The sequence below is a fragment of the Microvirga sp. VF16 genome, from assembly GCF_016864375.1.
Taxonomy (GTDB): Bacteria; Pseudomonadota; Alphaproteobacteria; order Rhizobiales; family Beijerinckiaceae; genus Microvirga.
Genome location: NZ_CP069354.1, coordinates 3,967,586 through 3,987,632, shown reverse-complemented (window position 1 = coordinate 3,987,632; position 20,047 = coordinate 3,967,586). Strand labels below are relative to the sequence as shown.

General features: G+C 61.9%; 16 protein-coding genes. 4 read left to right on the top strand and 12 right to left on the bottom strand.

Annotated features, from left to right (window positions below):
* Positions 1-17: 17 nt before the first annotated feature.
* Genes JO965_RS18600 through JO965_RS18565 form a run of 8 tightly spaced genes read right to left on the bottom strand, consistent with a single transcriptional unit; the run spans position 18 to position 11,626 of the window.
* Positions 18-1,181, bottom strand: coding sequence for an ABC transporter permease (locus tag JO965_RS18600; protein WP_203440500.1), 1,164 nt, complete (start codon positions 1,179-1,181; stop codon positions 18-20).
* Positions 1,178-2,197, bottom strand: a complete 1,020-nt coding sequence (locus tag JO965_RS18595) for an ABC transporter permease (protein WP_203440499.1) — start codon at positions 2,195-2,197, stop codon at positions 1,178-1,180. Before JO965_RS18595 ends, JO965_RS18600 begins: the two co-directional genes overlap by 4 nt.
* A complete protein-coding gene (locus tag JO965_RS18590; protein ID WP_203440498.1) occupies positions 2,194-4,107 on the bottom strand; it encodes an ABC transporter substrate-binding protein in 1,914 nt (637 codons plus the stop codon). The genes JO965_RS18595 and JO965_RS18590 overlap by 4 nt, the downstream gene beginning before the upstream one ends.
* Positions 4,107-5,972, bottom strand: a complete 1,866-nt coding sequence (locus JO965_RS18585; protein WP_203440497.1) for an ABC transporter ATP-binding protein — start codon at positions 5,970-5,972, stop codon at positions 4,107-4,109. Before JO965_RS18585 ends, JO965_RS18590 begins: the two co-directional genes overlap by 1 nt.
* 31 nt (positions 5,973-6,003) lie before the next feature.
* Positions 6,004-7,944 (bottom strand): glycosyltransferase, encoded by a 1,941-nt coding sequence (locus JO965_RS18580; protein WP_203440496.1) that lies wholly within the window; start codon positions 7,942-7,944, stop codon positions 6,004-6,006.
* A gap of 9 nt (positions 7,945-7,953) precedes the next feature.
* Positions 7,954-9,072, bottom strand: a complete 1,119-nt coding sequence (locus JO965_RS18575) for a glycosyltransferase family 4 protein (protein ID WP_246776617.1) — start codon at positions 9,070-9,072, stop codon at positions 7,954-7,956.
* Positions 9,069-10,340: a glycosyltransferase gene (locus tag JO965_RS18570; protein ID WP_203440495.1), complete on the bottom strand. Its 1,272-nt coding sequence runs from the start codon at positions 10,338-10,340 to the stop codon at positions 9,069-9,071. The genes JO965_RS18575 and JO965_RS18570 overlap by 4 nt, the downstream gene beginning before the upstream one ends.
* Positions 10,341-10,348: 8 nt before the next feature.
* Positions 10,349-11,626 (bottom strand): glycosyltransferase family protein, encoded by a 1,278-nt coding sequence (locus JO965_RS18565; RefSeq protein ID WP_203440494.1) that lies wholly within the window; start codon positions 11,624-11,626, stop codon positions 10,349-10,351.
* Between the two features lie 397 nt (positions 11,627-12,023).
* On the opposite strand from JO965_RS18565, the gene JO965_RS18560 reads away from it, so the two are divergent.
* From JO965_RS18560 to JO965_RS18550, 3 genes are all read left to right on the top strand, one after another.
* A complete protein-coding gene (locus JO965_RS18560; RefSeq protein WP_246776616.1) occupies positions 12,024-14,648 on the top strand; it encodes an ABC transporter ATP-binding protein in 2,625 nt (874 codons plus the stop codon).
* Positions 14,645-15,091: a Crp/Fnr family transcriptional regulator gene (locus tag JO965_RS18555; protein WP_114947152.1), complete on the top strand. Its 447-nt coding sequence runs from the start codon at positions 14,645-14,647 to the stop codon at positions 15,089-15,091. Before JO965_RS18560 ends, JO965_RS18555 begins: the two co-directional genes overlap by 4 nt.
* A 171-nt stretch (positions 15,092-15,262) precedes the next feature.
* Positions 15,263-16,336, top strand: a complete 1,074-nt coding sequence (locus tag JO965_RS18550) for a transglycosylase SLT domain-containing protein (RefSeq protein WP_203440492.1) — start codon at positions 15,263-15,265, stop codon at positions 16,334-16,336.
* 113 nt (positions 16,337-16,449) lie between these two features.
* On the opposite strand, the gene JO965_RS18545 is transcribed toward JO965_RS18550, so the two are convergent.
* A complete protein-coding gene (locus JO965_RS18545; RefSeq protein ID WP_203440491.1) occupies positions 16,450-16,809 on the bottom strand; it encodes a helix-turn-helix domain-containing protein in 360 nt (119 codons plus the stop codon).
* 102 nt (positions 16,810-16,911) lie between these two features.
* On the opposite strand from JO965_RS18545, the gene JO965_RS18540 reads away from it, so the two are divergent.
* Positions 16,912-17,520: an NAD(P)-dependent oxidoreductase gene (locus tag JO965_RS18540; protein ID WP_203440490.1), complete on the top strand. Its 609-nt coding sequence runs from the start codon at positions 16,912-16,914 to the stop codon at positions 17,518-17,520.
* Between the two features lie 40 nt (positions 17,521-17,560).
* Here the strand turns inward: JO965_RS18540 and JO965_RS18535 are convergent, their stop codons facing one another.
* From JO965_RS18535 to JO965_RS18525, 3 genes are all read right to left on the bottom strand, one after another.
* Positions 17,561-18,226 (bottom strand): DUF924 family protein, encoded by a 666-nt coding sequence (locus JO965_RS18535; RefSeq protein ID WP_203440489.1) that lies wholly within the window; start codon positions 18,224-18,226, stop codon positions 17,561-17,563.
* An 84-nt stretch (positions 18,227-18,310) separates the two neighbouring features.
* Positions 18,311-18,547, bottom strand: coding sequence for an Lrp/AsnC ligand binding domain-containing protein (locus JO965_RS18530; RefSeq protein ID WP_009494007.1), 237 nt, complete (start codon positions 18,545-18,547; stop codon positions 18,311-18,313).
* Positions 18,548-18,622: 75 nt separating this feature from the next.
* On the bottom strand, positions 18,623-19,927 hold the full coding sequence (locus tag JO965_RS18525; RefSeq protein ID WP_203440488.1) for a UDP-glucose/GDP-mannose dehydrogenase family protein: 1,305 nt from the start codon (positions 19,925-19,927) through the stop codon (positions 18,623-18,625).
* Positions 19,928-20,047: the final 120 nt, after the last annotated feature.

The window sequence follows — 20,047 nt, the reverse complement described above, 5'->3', positions numbered from 1 at the left end:
CACCTCCGTAAGGACGTCTAGTGGTACGGGTCCGCTGCATCGCGCAGGCCGTCACCCATGAAGTTGAAGGCAAGCACGACGATCACCACCGGCACCATCGGGAAGAGGAGCCAGGGGTGCAATTGCACGGCGGCGAGGTTCTGGGCCTCATTCAGCAGCACGCCCCAGCTCGTCACCGGCGGGCGCAGGCCGAGTCCTAGGAAGGAGAGGGCCGTCTCGCCGAGGATCATGGAGGGGATCGAGAGCGTTGCCGAGGCGATCAGGTGGCTCATGAAGTTCGGGATGAGGTGGCGTGCAATGATGCGCTGCTTCGAGGCACCCATCAGTTCCGCGGCCTTCACGAAATCCTCCTCGCGCAGCGATAGAAGCTTCGAGCGCACGGCGCGGGCAAGGCCCGGCCAGTCGAGAAGGCCGAGGATGATCGTGATGCCGAAGAAGACGAGGATCGGGCTCCAATTCGCCGGGAGCGCAGCGGAGAGCGCGAGCCACAGCGGCAGTTCCGGAAGCGAGCGCAGGATCTCGATCATGCGCTGGATCACGTGATCGACCCAGCCGCCGAGGTAACCGGCGAGGCCGCCAAAGAAGAGGCCAAGCGCGAACGATACCGCAATGCCGACAATGCCGATGGTGAGCGAGATCCGCGCTCCGTAGATGATGCGCGAGAGCAGGTCACGTCCGAGCCTGTCGGTGCCGAGCAGGAACATCGTGCCGTCTTCCGGAGGACAGACGAGGTGGAAGTCCATCTGCCAGATGCCCCAGAACTGGTAGGCATCGCCTCGGCAGAAGAAGCGGATCGGCTGCGGCTTCGACGTATCGACGGTGTAGACGCGTCGGAAGCTCTCCAGGTCGAAGTTGTAGGTGTAGGGATAGGTGAAGGGGCCGACGAACCGGCCCTCATGCATCAGGTGGATGCCCTGCGGCGGCGCATAGAGGAAGTCGCCGTGGCGCTTGGTGTGGTTGTAGGGCGCAATCACCTCGACGAAGGGAACGATCGCATAAAAGACAAGAAGCACGAAGGCTGCTGCCACCGCCACCTTATGGCGGCGGAACTTCCACCACATCAGCTGCCAGGACGAGGCGCGATAAAAGCTCTCGTTCTCGGCGCCGACAGGTTCGGTCTTGCCGGGGTCGAAGGGAGCCGGGTCGACGTAATGGCGCTTGGTGGGAAGGGCCGTATTCATCGTCCGCCTCCCATCCGGATCCGTGGATCGAGCCAGGCCAGCAACAGGTCCGAGATCAGCATGCCGACGACCGTGAGCACCGCGACGAACATCAGGATGAATCCGGCCAGGAATTGATCCTGGCTTTTCAGCGCGCTCAGCAGGATCGGACCGACCGTCGGCAGGCTCAGCACCAGCGACACCAGGACCGAGCCGGACACGAGATGCGGCAGCAGGTTGCCGATATCGGCGATGAAGGGATTGAGCGACATGCGGAAAGGATATTTCAGCAGGGCCTTGGTGGGCCCAAGGCCCTTCGCCTTCGCCGTCACGTAATATTGCTTGCCGAGCTCATCGAGCAGGTTCGCGCGCATGCGCCGGATCATGGCGGCCGTGCCGCCGAGGCCGATCACGATGGTCGGCACGACAAGGTGCGAGAGGAGGGACTGTGTCTTGGCCCAGGTCCAGGGCTCGCCCGCATACTCTGCATCGTAGAGCCCACCGATGGAAATGCCGAACCAGCGGTTCATGTAATAGAGCAGAATCAGCGCGAGCAGGAAGCTCGGGGTCGCAAGGCCGATATAGCCGATGAAGGTGGCGAGATAGTCGCCGATGGAATATTGCCGCGTCGCGGAATAGATCGCGATGGGGATCGAGACCACATGGATGAAGATCACCACCGCGAGGTTGACGAGAAGGGTCAGCCACAGGGCATCGCCGACCACATCCACCACGGGTTTGTCGTATTCGAAGGACCAGCCCCAATCGCCCTGGAGCAGACCGGAGAAGCCGTTCGGTCCAGGCATGACACCGAGCCAGACCAGATACTGCTGCCAGGCGGGCTTATCGAGTCCGTATTGCTTGATGAGGAACTCGGCTTTCGCAATCGAGGCGGATTCTCCCTGCGCGCGCAATTCGGCGATCTGATTGGACAGGAAGTCGCCGGGCGGCAGCTTGATGATGAAGAAGACCAAGGCCGAAATGATCAGCAAGGTCACCGCCATGGTGACGACGCGACGCAACAGGAAGCGGATCATCGACGGGCCTCTTTGCCGGCGGCTTTGTTCCAGAAGATCTCATCGACGCGATAGATGCCGAGCATCGCCGTCGGCTCCCAGCTGTAGAGCGCCTTGGCAGGAAGTCCCTGCAATCCGTTGCGGACGACAATGGGCTGCAGTGCGCCGGAGATAGTGCCGATGGACCATTGATTCTCAGCATGATTGCGCAGCATCTCGGTCCAGGCATCCCTCTGCACATCTCGGTTTCCGGTGTTCATCCAGGTGGAATAAAGATCGAGAAGGCGCTGGGCTTCTGGAATATCGACCTGCTCGCCGTTCTTGCCTTTGGTCTCTACGTACTGGCCCCATTTCGGCCAGGTGTAGTTATCCTGACGCATGGGCGCGAGTTCGGTCGGCGGCATGATGGCGGTGGGGATCGCGTTGTCGAGACCGGGAGCCGCCACCATGACGGTCAACCCGGCATAGGAGCGGTTGCGCAACACGGTGCGGTCCTGCGGCTTCACGAAGAGTCTCACGCCGATCTCGCGCCAGAACTCGCCGATCAGGGTCAGGCCGTCGACCACGAGGGTGCTCTCGCCGTCCGTCTCGACGATGATCTCCAGTTCGCGTCCGTCGGGTAGCAGGCGGATTCCAGCGCCGTTGCGTTTCGTCAGGCCGATCTCGTCGAGCAGGCGCGAGGCCTCGTCCGGGTCATAGCCGGCATGGGCTGTGCGCAGTTCCTTCGAAAAGAGCGGGCTTTCCGCGACGATGGTGTTGTTGCCCTCGGTGCCGAGCCCGAAGAGCAGCGCATTGTTCAAGGTCTTGCGGTCGATGCCGAGCGACAGCGCGCGGCGGAAGCGAATATCCCGGTTGAGCTTGCGCCAGACCGGATCCACCGTGTTCAGGTTGGGATAAAGCGCAAGCTCGGTACCCCGTGCATAAGGCCAGAGCAGGGTGGTGTAGCCCTTCGCCTTCTCGCCTTCCTTGAGAACCGGGATGTCGCTCATGGAGAGGCCACGGAACAGGAGGTCGATTTCGCCCGCATTGGCTTTGGCCGCGAAGAGACCGGGAGCCGACACGTCCATGATGAGTCGGTCGACGTAGGGCAGCTGCTGTCCCTGATTGTCGATGCGGTGGTAATAGGGATTGCGCTCGAAGATGAAGCGATTGGCCGGCGCCGCATTCATGACGCGCCAGGGCATGAGCGTGGGAAGGGCAGGATTGGTCTGCTCCTTCATGTCGTCCATGCGATTGTGCAGGGCAGCCCAGGATTTCAACTTCTGCTGCTTCGCCTTTTCCTCAAGGGCGGCCTTATCCGCATATTTGGCGTGGAACTGCTTCAGATAGGCGGAAGCCCGATAGATGCCGGGATCGAGCGGTCCGGCCAATTGCGGCAGGAAGCGCGGATTAGGCTTGTCCCAGGTGAAGCGTACCGTCTGTTCGTCAAGGATCTCGAAGCGCGGAGGCTTGCCGTCGACCAGCATGAATTCGGGCGGTCCGGCCGGTGAGAGATCCGCGTTCTGCGCCACGTCCTCCCAATAATAGCGGAAATCCTCTGTCGTGAAGGGAGCCCCGTCCGACCAGCGATGGCCGGGGCGCAGGACGAAGGTGAACACCCGGTCGTCCTCGTTCTCGAGTTTTTCGAGGAGATCGGGCTGAAGCTGCAGGTTCCTGTCGTAGCCGACAAGGCGGGTATAGGCGAAGGTCGAGATGTAGCGAATGTCGCGCGGTCGCGGCACCAGGGTGATGATGTCGCCGCCATATTGGCCCGCCGCTTCGACGACGATGGGCGCTTTCGGCAGCCGCTCGGCCAGGGGCGGCAGCTTCTTGTCCTTCACCTGATCGGCGAAGAAAGGAGCGTCCTTGAAATCCTGTGCCCCGGCGGGCAGCGCGAGCAGACCGAGTGCGGCGGCAAGGATGAGCGAGTGTGTGCGGGTTTTGAGCAGCATCACGCAGCCTCCTGGGCTGTCAGGCGCCCCAGACGAACCTTATGGCCAGGTTCGATCTCTTTCATCAGGCCGAACTCACCGGGTTTGATGCGGAAGGGTTCTGGCCATTCCGACGGGTGAGAGAAGCGGCCGGTTCGCAGTTTGGCAAAGTCCAAGGGCCGGTCAATATCCGGATCCGGCACGGCGGCAAGGAGCGCCTGCGTGTAGGGATGAACCGGATTACGGAAGAGCGAGGATTTCGGTGCCTCTTCGACGATATAGCCCCGACACATGACCGCGATGGTATCGGCGATATAGTCCACGACCGCGAGGTTGTGGGACACGAAGAGATAGGACAGCCCGAGAGCCGATTGCAGATCCTTGAGCAGGTTCAGCACCTGTGCCTGGACCGACACGTCGAGGGCTGAGACAGGCTCATCGCAGAGCAGGACGCGCGGCTCGAGAGCGAGTGCCCGCGCGATGCCGAGACGCTGGCGCTGGCCGCCGGAGAACGAATGCGGATAACGCCTGAGCGAACGCTGATCGAGACCGACCATGTCGAGGAGCTGCTTCACGCGCTCATAGCGCTCGTCCGAGGTGCCGATGTCGTGGATGCGCAGGGGCTCGGTCAGAAGTTCGTAGACCGTCATGCGCGGATTAAGCGACGAGAACGGATCCTGGAAGATGAACTGCACGGAGCGGCGATAGGCAGTCAGTGCGTCGCCTTCCAGTTTATGCACGTCCTTCGGGCCCGTGCCGTCGTCGAACAGCACCCGGCCCGAATTGGGCGTGAGAGCGCGCATGATCATCTTGGACACGGTGGTTTTGCCACAGCCGGATTCGCCTACGAGCCCTAGCGTCTTGCCTGCGGGCAGGGCCAGATCGACTTCGCTGACTGCGCGTATCTCCTGGGTCTTGCCGGAGAACCAGCCCGACCGAAGAGTGAAGCATTTCGTGAGGTGCTCGGCCTTCAGGATCGGTCCCTTGGGCTGGATGCGTTCGGGTGCATCGGCCGATGCGAGGGTTGCGCTCGTCACTTCGCGGATCGGCGTCAGGCGCTCGTTCTCCGCCATGGCAAAGCGCGGAACGGCGCGCATGAGCGCCTGGAGATAGGCGTGCTGCGGGTTGCGGAAGATGTTCTCCCGTGATCCGGCCTCCATGATCCTGCCTCGATACATCACCACCACCTCGTCAGCCACGTTGGCGACGACGCCGAGGTCGTGCGTGATGAGAAGCACCGACATGCCGGTCTCGATCTGGAGCTCCTTGATGAGATCCAGGATCTGCGCCTGCGTCGTCACGTCGAGTGCCGTCGTTGGCTCGTCCGCGATCAGGAGGGCGGGGCGGGTGATAAGCGCCATGGCGATCATGGCACGCTGGCGAAGACCGCCAGAGAGCTCGAACGGGTAGGTTTTCAGGGCTCGCTTCGGATCGGGGAAGCCGACCCGGGCCAGCACCTCCATGGTCCTCTGGTTCGCCTTGGCCTGATCCGCGTCGGAATGGATCATCAGTGCTTCGGAGATCTGGTCGCCGATGGTGTGGAGCGGAGACAGGGATGTCATCGGTTCCTGGAAGATCATGGCGATGCGCCCGCCGCGCAGGGCATGCATGGCGTCGCTCTCGGGCTGAAGCGCCGCGATATCGACCGTTCCGCCGTTTGCGGGATCGTTGAAGAGGATGGCGCCGCTGGTGATCTTGGCTTTCTTCGTCAGGATCTGGAGGATGGCCTGCGCCGTCACCGATTTACCGGATCCGGACTCGCCGACGAGCGCCACCGTCTTCCCCTTGGGAATATCGAATGTCAGGCCATCGACCGCGCGGAAATTTCCGGCATCGGTGTTGAAATCAACTGTCAGTTGGCGAACCGACAGGAGTGGCGCTTCCATATGCTCCTCCAGGAACTATGAGCATAACGCATCAAATCCCATTAGATCTCAAATGTGATCTTGTTTCCAAGCCGAAACACACATCGGGACACAGGAAACGTATGTCTCTGGCGGCGAGGTGGGCGATAAGTCTTTCGCATAACGCCCAGATGACGTGGTCATGGACGAGATGATGGGTCAGAAACCCGATCGGCTCGTCGCGATCCGCTTCGCCGGCCACACGCCGCTCGATCGCTCTGGCGAGATTGGCAATGATCAGAGCCGGATCGGCCAGACTCTTCGTGCCGTGCCAATCGATGGGATCCGCGTGGGTGTTGATCTGAATCAGCCCTTCGGCGGGGAAGGAGGCCTTCCGGTCGGTGAAGGTGGATAGGCCCCGAAATCCCAGGCGGGGCAGATGAGGGATGAGATCCTGAGAGATCCGATTCCAGGGCGGCACGAAGACAGGCAGGAGCTTTAGCCCAAGGCGTTCTCGCGCCACGTTCAGCGCCTGCTCCGTTTGCGCCGCCATGATGTCCAGGGAGCGATGGGCGCCGAATTCTGCCTTCTTCTCGCCGGCGGCGCCATGATTGGCATGGCTCCAGCCGTGGACGAGGGCGAAGGCCTTGCCCTCTCCTGCTAGACGTGGGGCGAGCGATGCTTCGATGCCTTCAGGAATGACGGCCAAGCCGATTCCGGCGTCGTAGTGGCGGGCGAGACCGAGAAGTCGGTCGAGCTGGGGCGTATCGGCCACCGCATCGTCGTCCCGCCACCAGAAGCGGATGGGGCAGCCCTGATCCCGGGCCTGGTCCAGTGCCAAATCCAAGGGGGCCCAGTCGATGCGTTGCTGAAGAGCGGGCCCGGAGTGCGCGAGGCTTTCGGCCACGGCAACGCTCCGCCGGGCTCCGTCGACGGATATGGACGGAGGCGCGGCGGTCGCACGGGTTAGCCCGCGCCGGATTGCGTCAGCCAGATTTTGCGGTGACAGCTCTGCTTCGGGCACGATTTCAGCAAGGCCCAGCGCATGAAGACGCTCGGCGCGCAGGCGCTGTTCCGTCTCGGACCCGGCCTCGAACGGCACGAGAACCGATGTCACGCCGCTGCGCAGGAGATCGATGGTCGTATTATAGCCAGCTTGGCTCAGGGAGAGTTCGGCGCCGGAAAGCAGAGAACGGAAATCTGACCGTGCGCGCTCGACGGTGACGTGAGGTGGAGCGCCCTCCTGAAGGACCAGGAAATCGGCTTCCCCAACGCCCCGTCCGATGAGGATGCGCCAGGACCGGTCGGCGATGTCTCGGGCTGCCGCAAGGGCCGTACGATAGAGCGGGAGGCTTGCTCCGCTCGATCCACCGGAGACCACGATTCCGTGCCTGTGAGTGTCCGGAACAGGTTCCTCGTTCTCGTCCACATAGCCGGTATAGCGGATGAGAGGCCTGATCCGCTCGTCCAACGGCCAGGAAGCCTCCAGTGGCACCAGCTCCGGATCGCCATGAACGAGAACGGCGTCGTAATCGCGAAGCACACGCTCATGCGCTTCCGCGATCCGCGAGGCTTTCGAGGAGGGCACGAGGATGTCTCGGATCGAGCACAAAACCAGCGGGCGTGGATTCGCATTACGCGCGGTATCGAGCAAAGCGCTGAATTCATCCTTCAGAACGCGACGGCCGAAGGGAAAAAGCTCGGTGATGAGAATATCGGGCCGAGTTTCTTTCAACGCGTTGAGCAGAAGGGTTCGGCGCCGTTCAAGATAGGTTGCATCTACCGGCTCAAAGCGTTCATCGAGCAGCGTCTTGAAATCCGTGCCGACAGTCTGCACGGGTGGCAGCTGAACGAAGGTTACATTCTCCAGATCGGGCAGCCTGGCAGGGCTTCCGCCCGACACCAGCGTCGTTTCATGTCCTTTTCGCGCAAAAGCTCGTGCAAGGGCCGCCGCCCTCGTCAGGTGGCCCGATCCCAACAGATGCGTGACGACAATCAGAATGCGCAAGCTCATTCTCCCGCTCTAAGTCGTGAGCGGTTCGAGCGCATTGCGCAAGCGCAAAGCGGCATGAGCGAGATCGCGTTCCTGTTTGACAAAACGAGACGCGACGGCGCCGAGGCTCCGCAGCCGTTCCCGATCCTGCAGGAGATTGCTCAACGCATCGGCGAAGGCCGCAATGTCGCCGGGTGGCGTCAGTCGTCCGGTCTTCCCGTCGCGCATCACGCTGGCAACTCCGCCATAGGCACCGGCCACCACCGCGCAACCAAGAGCCTGAGCCTCCAGCAGCACCATACCATAGGCCTCGTTGACGGCAGGCCAGACGAAGAGATCGGCTATCTCGTAGAGCGCGGTCAGATCGGCTCTGCTCTCGATCTGACCGTGAAACCGCACACGTTGTGCCATGGGAGAGAAGAGCCGCACGATTTCTTCCCGTGCCTCCCCATCACCCACCACGTCCAGGGACCATGGCAGGTGCTGAATCCGCTGAAGAGCTGCCGCCAGAATGCGATAGGAGGCAAGCTTGTCGCCCTCACGCATCATCGCCACCGTGAGAAGGCGCGGTTCGGTTTCCGGCGAAGGATGTGCGCTCGATGCAGGCCATTCCGCCAAATCCAGGAATGGCGGCAGATCAACCAGAGCCTGATGCGATGGCCTTGCTCTCTCCAGCGCCTCCCGGTCATGCGCGGTCATGACGAAAATCGCATCGGCCCGATCCAGAGCAGCTTCCGCCCCTTCATGACCAAGGGCCCACGAACCTTGCGCACGTTTCGCCGCTCTCGATCCTTCAGCGATCACATAAGGAATGCCGAGAGCTTTCGTGACAGGCGGGCCGATCCAGTCCGGCGCCTTGTAATAGACGTGATAGGTAAACCACAGGCAGGGGCGGTTCTCTTCAGGTAGTGCTTGATAATGCGCGATGAGGCGATCAGCCTCTTCAAGCGATTGTTGCCGAAGGCTTTCCTGATGCTGCCGCTCACCTGCCTTGTCGAGCGTTCGTATTTCGCTGGCGAGAAATGGCGAATAGCCTGCCCGGTCTAAGGCCTTCATCAACAGGCGCGCCATGGTGCGGTCGCCCGAGGGAAGCGGATGGTTCGGGCTCTTCAAGGGGGCGTAGAACGCAACAAGCCTTGAGATGGTCACACCCGCTCCGGTTCTCTCTTTTGTACGTCGGTCACGGCCCGGAGGCGTGCCTCCAGCACATCGATCCCGCCTTCCATGGAAAAGTCCCGCCGCAGGCGCGAGAAGGCGGCATCCCCTAGGGTTTTCCGGCGTTCCGGATCGCGAGCGAGGAGATTGAGGGCGTTCGACAAAGCCTCCCAATCGCCTGGCGGCACAAGCTGGCCTTCCAGGCCGTCGCGGATGAATTCGGGAATGCCCGCGAAGTTCGTCGCCACGATGGCAAGCCCTTGGCTTGCCGCTTCCATGATGACGTTCGGCAATCCGTCCCGGTCGCCGGATTTCGCTTCCTTCGAGGGCAGGACGAAAAGGTCGGCTTCGCGCAGGAGGGCAATGATGTCTGGCTGCGCCTTGGAGCCGAGGAAGGCCACCCTGTCGGCGATGCCTGCGTCCTGCGCCTGCCTTTTCAGGGTGTTGAGCAACTCTCCGCCGCCCACATGGGCGAAGCGCCAGTGAAGATCCTGGGGCAGGGCGGCGAGAGCTTGAATCAGATCACCATAACCCTTCTTCGCTACGGCTCGCCCGACGGACACGATCCGCACCGGATCGAGCGGGTCCGAGCCATCCCTTACAGGGCGGCTTTCAGAGGCGGCCGGAAAGCGGGAAAGATCGAGCCCGTGATAGACAAGCGATACCTTGTCAGAATGCGACAGTGATTGAAGATTGCCCGCTCCCTGCGCCGTGCAGGTCACACCCCAATGGGCTTCCGCCATCTTCTCGCGCTTTTCCCAATCGGGCGTCGTCCAGATGTCCTTGGCATGGGCCGAGAAGGTCCAGCTCCGGCCCGTGAGCAGGGCGGCATAGCGGACGACGGATGCCGGCGTGTGAAGGTAATGCACATGCAGGTGCCGCACATCCTCCGGCATCTCCCGGGCCATCACGAATGCCTGGCCGATGCGGCGTATCCGGTTGGCGGTGAAATCGCGCTTCAGATCGCGCCAGAAGGCCTTGATCGTCGCCTTGAAACCCTTTTGCCCCATGCTCCAGAAGGCGCCGCGTAGCACGCGCAGCGGCTCCTCGTAGAGATACTCGGGCAGATAGGTAACCCGCGCCTTGATCGCCTTGTGCATGGGATGCACGGCCCGTTCTGTCGGATGCCGAAGGGACCAGATCTCGAGCGCGAGGCCGCGTTGCTCGAGGGCTAGGATTTCCTGCGCAATGAAGGTTTCGGAAAGGCGTGGATAGCCTTTGACGACGACGGCGATGCGCCGGGCTGTCAATGAGGGAAGCATCGATACTTTTACTCGGCCGCCTGATGGTAGGCAGGGGCAAATGGCGTCTTGGACCCCGTGAGAGCCTTGAGCCGCTCCTGCACCCGGTCAAGTCCATCAAGCAGGCCGGGAACGGTGACATCCGACGGGCGCGGCTGCGATGACAGAGAACGCAGGGCGGCGGCCATGCGCTCCGGCGTTCGCGGCTTCTTGTAGTCGCTCAGCATGCTCACCAGCCCGAGCCGCTCGCCTTCGACGGCGCGGATATATTGCTCCAGGCGGGGCCTGGTCCGCGGGACGATCAGCGTGCGCTTGTCGAAGGACAGGGCCTCGCAGAAGGTGTTGTATCCGCCCATGGCCACGATGGCATCCGCCTTCTTCATCAGCCATTCGATCTTGTTGTCGAAGGACATCACATCGAGCTTCGGCTGCTTGGCGATGCGTTCGACGAAGGAGCGGCGCTTGTCCCGGTCGATGAACGGCCCGAAGAGAATGAGCGCCGGCTGTTCGAGTTCCGCATCGGTCTCGTAGGCCGAGATGACCCAGTCGATCAGATCGTCGCCATCGCCGCCGCCGCCAGTGGTCACCAGAATGAAGGGCTGCTTCGTGATCTTGGGGTACTTGGTCAGGGACTGGGTTGGTGGCAGGTCCCGGCGCAGATAGCCGGTATAGGTGATGCGCCTTTTGACCTCCACGGGCAGATCGAGTGCCCTGAGCGGCTGATAGACGTCCTTGAGACCGTAAACCCAGATCTCGTCGTAATAGTGGATCAGGGCTTCCTTCGCGCCCTTGCGCTCCCATTCCGGCACGAGAAGAGCCGGTTCATCCATCACGTCGCGGATGCCGAGCACGAGGCGGCAACCGGCCGCCTTAAGGTAATCGAGTGCCGGAACGACCTCGCCGCGAAAGCCCGTCGGTTCCTTGTCGACGATGAAGACATCCGGCTTGAAAGCCTTGGCGGCTTGCAGAATGAGCGCCTGGCGCAGGCCCACCGCCTCATCCAGCTCCACATTGAGGTTGAGGCTGCGGTAATCCCCATCCGGCAGCTTCGTGACCCCCGGGATGCGGATGTAGTCGACCCCGCTGTCGAATTCGAAATTGCCGATGACGGGCGAGCCCGAGATGATAACGACCGAGGTGTCCGGACGGTCCTGCACGATGGCATTCGCAATCGCCCGGGACCGGCGCAGATGGCCGAGGCCAAAGGTGTCATGGCTATAGATAAGAACTCTCGTTCCGCGGGCGCTCTCCGGCTGCACCGAGGCAGAACCTGCGTCCTGATCAAAGTCCATCACCAGGTCTGCCATGCGGCTGCCCCTACGGTCAGGCGGTCGCTCGATTGACGACCCATTCGCCTTCTCTACCTTCTAGAGCATCGGACCCAAAAGTAGACCCACTTTTTGGGATCACTTCCGATACTCCCTCTATACATAGCGCATTGTTGGGGGCGGACCCAGAGGGCCGCGTCAGCGACCCGAAGGGCCAGGTCAGTGAAAACCGGATCCACTTTTCCGCACGATGCGCTAAAGTCCCTATCGATCAAATAAGGCATTGCCCGAGATCGGAAAGAGGTTCATCCAGGCGTACAGAAGTGGTAACCGTTGGGCAATGGAAAAGAGCCTCTTTAGGTATATTTGGATACATTCCAAGCGCGACCAGCTGATTGTCTGCGCCGTTGTGCTCGCTTCCCTGCCGTTCTATTTCATGTCCCTGGATCTGCCTCGCCAGATCGTGAACCAGGCGATCCAGGGCGAGGCTTTCAGAGACGGCAATCCTACGGCCCCCTTCCTTCACCTCAGCTATAACTTGCCGCGATGGCTGGGCGGCGGCACCCTGGAAATCTTTGAAGGCTTCCAGGTCGGCCGGCTTGGCCTGCTCTTCGGTCTCTCGTGCCTGTTCCTGTTCTTCGTCGTCGTCAACGGGGCGTTCAAGTACTGGATCAACGTCGCCAAGGGTATCCTGGGCGAGCGGATGCTGAGGCGCATGCGCTTCGACCTGTTCGCCATGGTTCTGCGCTTTACCCCGGACGCCCTGCGCACCGTCAAATCCTCCGAGACGGCCACGATCATCAAGGACGAGGTCGAGCCTATCGGTGGATTCATTGGGGATGCCTTCATCACCCCGATCTTCCTCGGCCTGCAGGCCATCACGGCGCTTGCTTTCATCATGATCCAGAACGTCTGGCTCGGTCTGATCGCACTGGCGGTGATTGCCATACAGTTCACGATCATTCCGCGGCTGCGGCGAGAGCTGCTTCGCCTGGGAAAACAGCGGCAGATCGCGTCCCGTCAGTTGGCAGGGCGCATTGCCGAGGTCCAGGACGGCATTGAGGTCGTTCAGGTTCACAATGCTTCCAATTGGGAACGAGCGGAGATTGGACACAGGCTCTTCAATCTCTTCACCATCCGGCTCAAGATCTATAACCGGAAATTTTTCGTCAAATCGCTCAACAACTTCCTTGCGCAGCTGACGCCGTTCTTCTTCTACGCCATCGGCGGCTATTTCGCCCTGCGCGGCACCCTCGATATCGGTCAGCTCGTCGCCGTCATCGGCGCTTACCGCGAGCTGCCGCCGCCCTTGAAGGAGTTGATCGATTGGGACCAGCAGCGTCTCGACGTTCAGGTAAAGTACGATCAGGTCACCCAGCATTTCGCGGAAGAGCGGCTCATGCCATTGCTCGAGGCGCGCGAGGAGGCGGAGCAGGATGCACCGCTGATCGGGCCGCTCGTGGCCGAGGACATCCGCGTCGCCGGGCCCCATGGCGACATGATCATCGAAGGAGGGGCTTTCGCGCTCGATCTGCCCGCGAGTGTGGCGCTGGTGTCCAATGGTGGCGCGGCAGCGAGCTCTCTGGCGCGCATCATTGCGCGGCGCATGCCGGAGTTCAGCGGCCAGATCCGCATCGGCGAGCGCGATCTGATGCAGCTTCCCGGATCTGTGGTCGGGCGCAGGATCGCCTATGCGGGGGTCGATCCCATTCTCTTTCCCGGCAGCATCCGCGACAATCTCGTCTATGGCCTGCGCTCCAAACCTCTCGGCAAAACGGAGGAGGAAAGGCGGGAAATGGACCGCCGAATCGCCGAGGCGATCAGAACCGGCAATCCGATTGAGAGCATCGGAGATCGATGGGTCGATTACGAGCGGGTCGGGGCAAGGAATGAAAGCGATCTCGATCGCATTCTCCTCGATCTCCTGGACCGCATCGGCATGGGGGACACGATCTACCTGTTCGGCTTGGCGGGCAGGATCGACCCCGAACGCCACATGGCTCTTGCAGAGCGTATGGTCGAAGCAAGGCGGCGCCTGCGTGAAACGTTCCAGTCGAACGGCATGGCCGATCTGGTCGAGCCCTTCGATCCTGCGCGCTACAACAGTCAGGCCACCATTGCCGAGAATCTTCTCTTCGGTGTGCCGATCTCGGACGAGTTCAAGGGGCGCAATCTGGCAGAGAACAACCGGTTCCGCAGCGCCATCGACAGGGCGGGGCTGACCGACGATCTGGTCCGCATGGGCCTGCAGATCGCCGAGACCATGACCGAAATCTTCGAGGGACTGCCCCCCGGCCATTCGCTGTTCGAGCAGTTTTCCTTCATCGGCGCCGAGGAACTGCGGGACTTCGAGGTCATTCTGCGCCGGCATGCCCGGGGCGAGGGCAGTCTGAGGCGGGAGGACCGGACACGACTTCTGGCCCTGCCTCTGGCCTATATCGAAGCCCGGCACCGCCTCGGTCTTCTCGACGGCAGGCTGATGGCCCGGATCGTAGAGGCTCGCGGCCTCGTTCGGGAGGTGCTCGCCAAGTCTGCCTCCGAGGGTGTGGAGTTTCTCGATCCTGAGCGCTTCTGCGCCGCCGCTCCCCTGCGGGACAACCTTCTGTTCGGGCGCGTCAGCTATCAGGTCGCCAATGCCCGTATTCGGGTCGCGGAGGCGGTTGCGACGGTGGTGCGGGAACTCGACCTGCTGGAGGATATCGAGCGCATCGGCCTCGATTATCAGGTCGGCACGGCGGGCCGGCTCCTGACGCCGCAGGAGAGGGCGAGCGTAAGTCTCGTGCGCTGCCTCGTGAAGCGCCCGGACGTTCTCGTCATCGATGGGGCGCTTGCGCCGTTCGAAGAAGCGCGCGGTCATCAATTGCTTGAATTGCTGCTGGGGCTTCTCGATCAACAAAGCCTGTTCATGGTCCTTCCGAATGATCGACAGGCAGGCGCTTTCGATGTTCAGTTGCGCTTCCGCGACGGACAGATCATCACGGAAAAGACGGCCGCTCCGGCTCTCAGGCCCGCCAGACCTGAACTGGATACCGCCCAAAAGATAACAGGAGAGGTGGCATGACCCTTGAAACCGAGGTTCAGTCCTTGCGGCAGGTCCCGATGTTCCGGGATGTGGATCCAGCCCGCCTGAAGCTTCTCGCCTTCACGAGCGAGCGGGTGCAGTTTTCCGGCGGGCAGCGCTTCTTTTCGCAAGGGGATCCATCCGACGCCGCCTACGTGATCCTCGACGGACGGGCGAGCGTGCTCCTCAATACCCCGGGAGGGGACATCCAGGTGGCCGAACTCGGGAGCAATGCCCTCGTCGGCGAGATGGGCATTCTCTCGGACACGCCCCGTTCCGCCACAATCATGGCAGCTGAGCCGACCACGGCTCTGAGAATCGACAAGCGAGTCTTCCTCGAGCTTCTCGCCCAATTCCCGCAGATGTCCCTGGCGATCATGCGGGAACTGGCGAAGCGCCTTGAGCGGACGAACGCACAGCTTGTCGCACAGTCCTCATCCTAAATTTCCAGGCAAACCCTGAGAATTTTTCGGGGAAAATGCCGGTAAGGTTAGCGAAATCCTACCTCTTATGGTCAAGCTGACCGATTCTCGTCACAACTACCCGTCAACCCTTGTCTTAGAATGACACAAGGGAAGGCCCGACCGTCAGGTCGGGCTGTTGCGGGATAAGTGATGATGAGTAACGCGAGAACGCTGCTTTGCGCGGTTCCGCAGCCCGTTGCGGATGAGCGCAAGAATGTTAGCTACCGCCGTTTCCTTCACTTGACCTTGGTCGCGGGCCTGATTGTGGGCCTTCAAGGCCTGACGGCAGGCCCCGCCGCCGTCGCGACCCTCCCAAGCGCTCTGTTGGCAAGACCCGTTACCGCTCCCATGGTGAAGCCGGTCGTCATGGCCTCCATGGATTTCACGCCGAAGCTCGGAAAGGAGCCGGGGCTTTTCCAAGCCATCCTCGAGGGAGCGTTCTCCTTCGTGAAGCCGCGGGCCGTGAAGCCGGCGCCCGAAACGTTGCCGGAGGAAGTGGCCGGCGATCCGGACGAACTGATCCCGTTCAACGGCCGCAATGTGCCGCGCTGGCTGGTGCATTCCATTCTCAAGGCTGCCCATGTGACCGGCGTAGATCCGGTCTACATGATGACTCTGGCCGATGTGGAATCGAGCCTCTCGCCGGAGGCCAAGGCCCCGACCTCATCCGCCCAAGGGCTGTTCCAGTTCATCGACAGCACCTGGATCGAGACCGTCTATGCCCATGCCGCCGACTACGGGTTCGGCGCGGCAGCGGAGGCAATCGGCTACGTCAACGGCGAGCTGGAGGTGGATGTCAAGCACCGGGAATGGATCATGAGCCTGCGGACGGATCCCTATTTCTCGGCTCTCATGGCTGGCGAGCTGATCAAGGACGTGGAGCGCGCCCTGCAGGCCGAGGGCGAGCGCGAGCTGGCCGAGGCAGAACTCTACTTGGCTCATTTCCTGGGTGCATCCAGCGCCGTTCGCTTCCTCGAAGTCCTCGATCAGGACCCGAATATGAAGGCCTCCAAGCTCTTCCCGAAGGCGGCCAAGGCCAATGCCGGTCTGTTCATGGAAGGGAAGGGCCGCAAGCGCCGCTCGGTCAGCGTGGCCGAACTCTACGACAAGATCGACTCGAAGATCGTCCGCCGTCTCGACCGCTATGAGAGTATCGGTCCCTATCTCGCAGAGATCACCCGTCGGCCTGAGCGGACGGCCGAGGCTGCCCCGCTAGTGCAATAAAGGCGGGAGCCTGAAGCTAGCCGAAGGGCCACGCCAGTGAAAACCGGGGCCATTTTCCGCACGATGCGCCAAGCCTTCGAGAAACGTCTCTGTTCGATCCCGCCGTTCTCGGTTTACGCCGCCGTGTCGTAGCGCTTTTGCGCATCGATGACCTCTCCGATATGCGTCTCCGCCCAAATTCTTAGGGCGTCTACCGTCGAGGTAAGGGTCTGGCCGAGCGGCGTGATGCTGTATTCGACCGTGACCGGCACGGTCGGAAAGGCCCTGCGGCCGATCAAGCCATCTCGCTCGAGGCTTTTGAGAGTCTGCGAGAGCATTTTCTGCGACAGGCCCTCAATCTGGCGGCGCAACTGGTTGAACCGCATCGGCCCTTTCGCCAGCAGCCCCAGGATCAGCACCGTCCATTTGTCCGCAACGCGGTCGAGCACGAGGCGTGTCGGGCAGGCGGCGGCATAAGGATTGGGTACGTTCATGCCGGTATCTCCTAGGTAACCAAGTGATCTGAAAGTGCCTTCTTTACACTAATAAGGCTTTATCACACCTAGTATCTGATAGAAACTTGTTGGAGACCAATCATGAAAGTTGCACTCGTCGGAGCCACCGGTAACGCAGGCTCGCGGATCCTGGTCGAGCTTTCACGCCGCGGGCATGAAATTACAGCCATCGTCCGCAATCCGGACAAGGTGCCGGCCCAGGCCAATGTCACTGCCAGAAGGGGCGATGTGAGCGATCAGGGACGCCTGTCTGAACTCCTCGCTGGCCATGACGTCGCTGTGAGTGCGGTCCATTTTACGCAGAGCGACCCCCGCAAGCTGATCGGAGCCGCCCGCAGCTCCCAGGTGAAACGCTATCTGGTCGTGGGTGGCGCCGGCAGCCTCGAGGTCGCGCCGGGTATCAGGCTGGTCGACACGCCGGATTTCCCGAGCGCTTACAAGGCCGAAGCCTCGGCGGGGGCCGCCTTCCTCGATCTTCTGCGGCAGGAGAGGGAGCTCGATTGGACGTTTATCTCACCCTCGGCAATGTTCGTTCCAGGAGAGCGCACCGGCCGCTTCCGCCTCGGCAAGGACCAGCTCCTTACCAACGAGCAGGGCAGCAGCATCTCCTTCGAGGATTACGCCATCGCGCTCGTCGACGAGGTGGAGAAGCCCGCCCATTCCCGCCAGCGCTTCACGGTCGGTTATTGACCGCTGTCGATTTCGGGAAAGGGCGCGCGCCCTTTCCCGATCATCCAACTGCGCTAATGGCTGAAGATGCCGAAGCCGGCAGCGAGCGTGTATGCACGAAGTCGCCCTTGGCGAGATAGGTCAGCTCCTCCGGCGTAGAGGTCCGCCCGAGAACCGGATTGCGGTGCGGGAACCGGCCGAAACGGGAGATGATATCGAAATTGGCCTGGGCCTGACTGAGAGAGAATTGCCAGACCGCCTTGAGATCGTCCGGAGCCTCATCAATGGCCCGCTCCGAGATGGCAACGATGCGCCTCATCCGCTCCAGATGATCCGGACCCTCCGCATGGGCGAGGGGAAGGAAGTGGAAGAACTTCTCGTAAGGAGTGGTCAGGGCCTCGTAATGCCCATTCCTGAAACCCTCCTCGGCGATCCTCAAGGTGACCGGGTCGGAGGAGTAGGCCTCCGGCGTGCCCGCGAACAAGCCGCGCGGAAACTGATCGAGCACGATGATCAGGCACAACCGGCCGAGAGGCGTCTCAAGCCAATGGTCGAGCTCGCCAGCCTTGGCTGCGTAAACCAGGGGGGCGAACTGGTGCAGTTCCGCATTAGCTCCGCCACGCATCCACCAGGCCATCATCTGCCAGTGCGCCGCGATGCCGGAGCACGACAAATCGACCGGGAACCAGAAGTCGTAGACCCTGTGCCAATCCGTATGAGATGACATCGGCTCCTCCCTGAAGGAGCCCGATATTATCTCGGGTGGAATCCCCGTGCTGTGCTTGGAAACACCTGAAATTCGTCCGGGGCTTCAGAACGCCTTGAACGTGATGATCGTGTGCGTGTCGGCGATTTCGGGGATGACCTGCACGTTCTCGGCGATGAAATGGCCGATATCGACTCCGTCATCCACGTGGAATTTGGCGAGGATGTCGTAATTGCCGGCCGTCGAGTAGATCTCGGACGCGATTTCCCGGTCGGCAAGAGCGTTCGCGACGGCGTAGGTCTTGCCGAGCTTGCATTTGATCTCGACGAAGAAGGTCTGCATGGGGGGCTCCAGGTGGGGCTCTCTATCTCATGGCATCGGGACGAACGGCGCGCAAGCCGATCTCCCCACTACAACTCAGGACCGTCCGACGCTCACATAGGTGAAGCCGTGGCGGCGCATCTCTTCGGGGCGGTAGACATTGCGCAGGTCGACCACCACCGGGGCGGCGAGCGTCGCCTTCAGACGGGCAAGGTCGAGCGCGCGGAACGTATCCCACTCGGTCACCAGAACCAGGGCATCCGCATCGCGGGCGCAATCATAGGCGTCTTTGGTGTAGGCCACGTCCGTGAGCACGGACCGGGCTGCCCCCATGCCCTCCGGATCGTAGGCCTTCACCCGGGCGCCCGCATCCTGCAGCGCCGTGATCACGTCGATGGAGGGTGCATCGCGCATATCGTCCGTATTCGGCTTGAAGGTCAGGCCCAGCACTGCGATGGTCTTCCCACGCACGGAGCCGCCGCAGGCCGCGATCACCTTGCGCCCCATGGCGCGCTTGCGCTGGCTGTTGACCGCCGCCACCGTCTCGACGATGCGGATTGGCGCCGCATGATCCTGCGCCGTCTTGATCAGCGCCAGCGTATCCTTCGGAAAGCAGGAGCCGCCATAGCCAGGACCGGCATGGAGGAATTTCGAGCCGATGCGGTTGTCGAGCCCGATGCCACGGGCGACGTCCTGCACATTGGCGCCCACCTGCTCGCAGAGATCGGCGATCTCATTGATGAAGGTGATCTTGGTGGCCAGAAACGCGTTGGCCGCATATTTCGTCAGCTCCGCCGTGCGCCGGGACATGGCGAGCAGGGGCGCCTGGTTGAGATAGAGCGGGCGGTAGAGCTCGGTCATCACGGCCGTGGCGCGCTCGTCCTCGGTGCCGACGACGATGCGATCCGGGCGTTTGAAATCGGCGATGGCCGCGCCCTCGCGCAGGAATTCCGGGTTCGACACCACGGCGAAATCCGCATCAGGACGGATCTCGCGGATAATCCGTTCCACCTCGTCGCCGGTGCCCACGGGCACGGTCGATTTGGTCACGACGACGGTATAGCCGTCGATAGCGGCAGCGATGTCGCGGGCGGCCTGATAGACGTAGGACAGGTCAGCATGGCCGTCGCCGCGGCGGGACGGGGTGCCGACCGCGATGAAGACCGCCTCGGCGCTCCTGACCGCCTGCGACAGGTCGGTCGTGAAGGTCAGGCGATCCTCGCGGACGTTCTTGGCGACGAGTTCGGCCAGGCCCGGTTCGAAGATCGGGATTTCGCCCCGGTTGAGAGCCTCGATCTTGGCCGGGTCCTTGTCGACGCAGCAGACCTCATGCCCAAAGTCCGCAAAGCAGGCGCCGGAGACCAGGCCGACATAGCCCGCTCCGATCATCGCGACACGCATCGAGAACTCCCTGTTTGGTTGAAACCAGGGTTTAGAATGGCGGCCGCCCTACCGCAACCCGTGGCTTTGGATGATCTCGGGGCACTTTTTCTCGCTTTTGCAACAATGCCCCCTTTGACT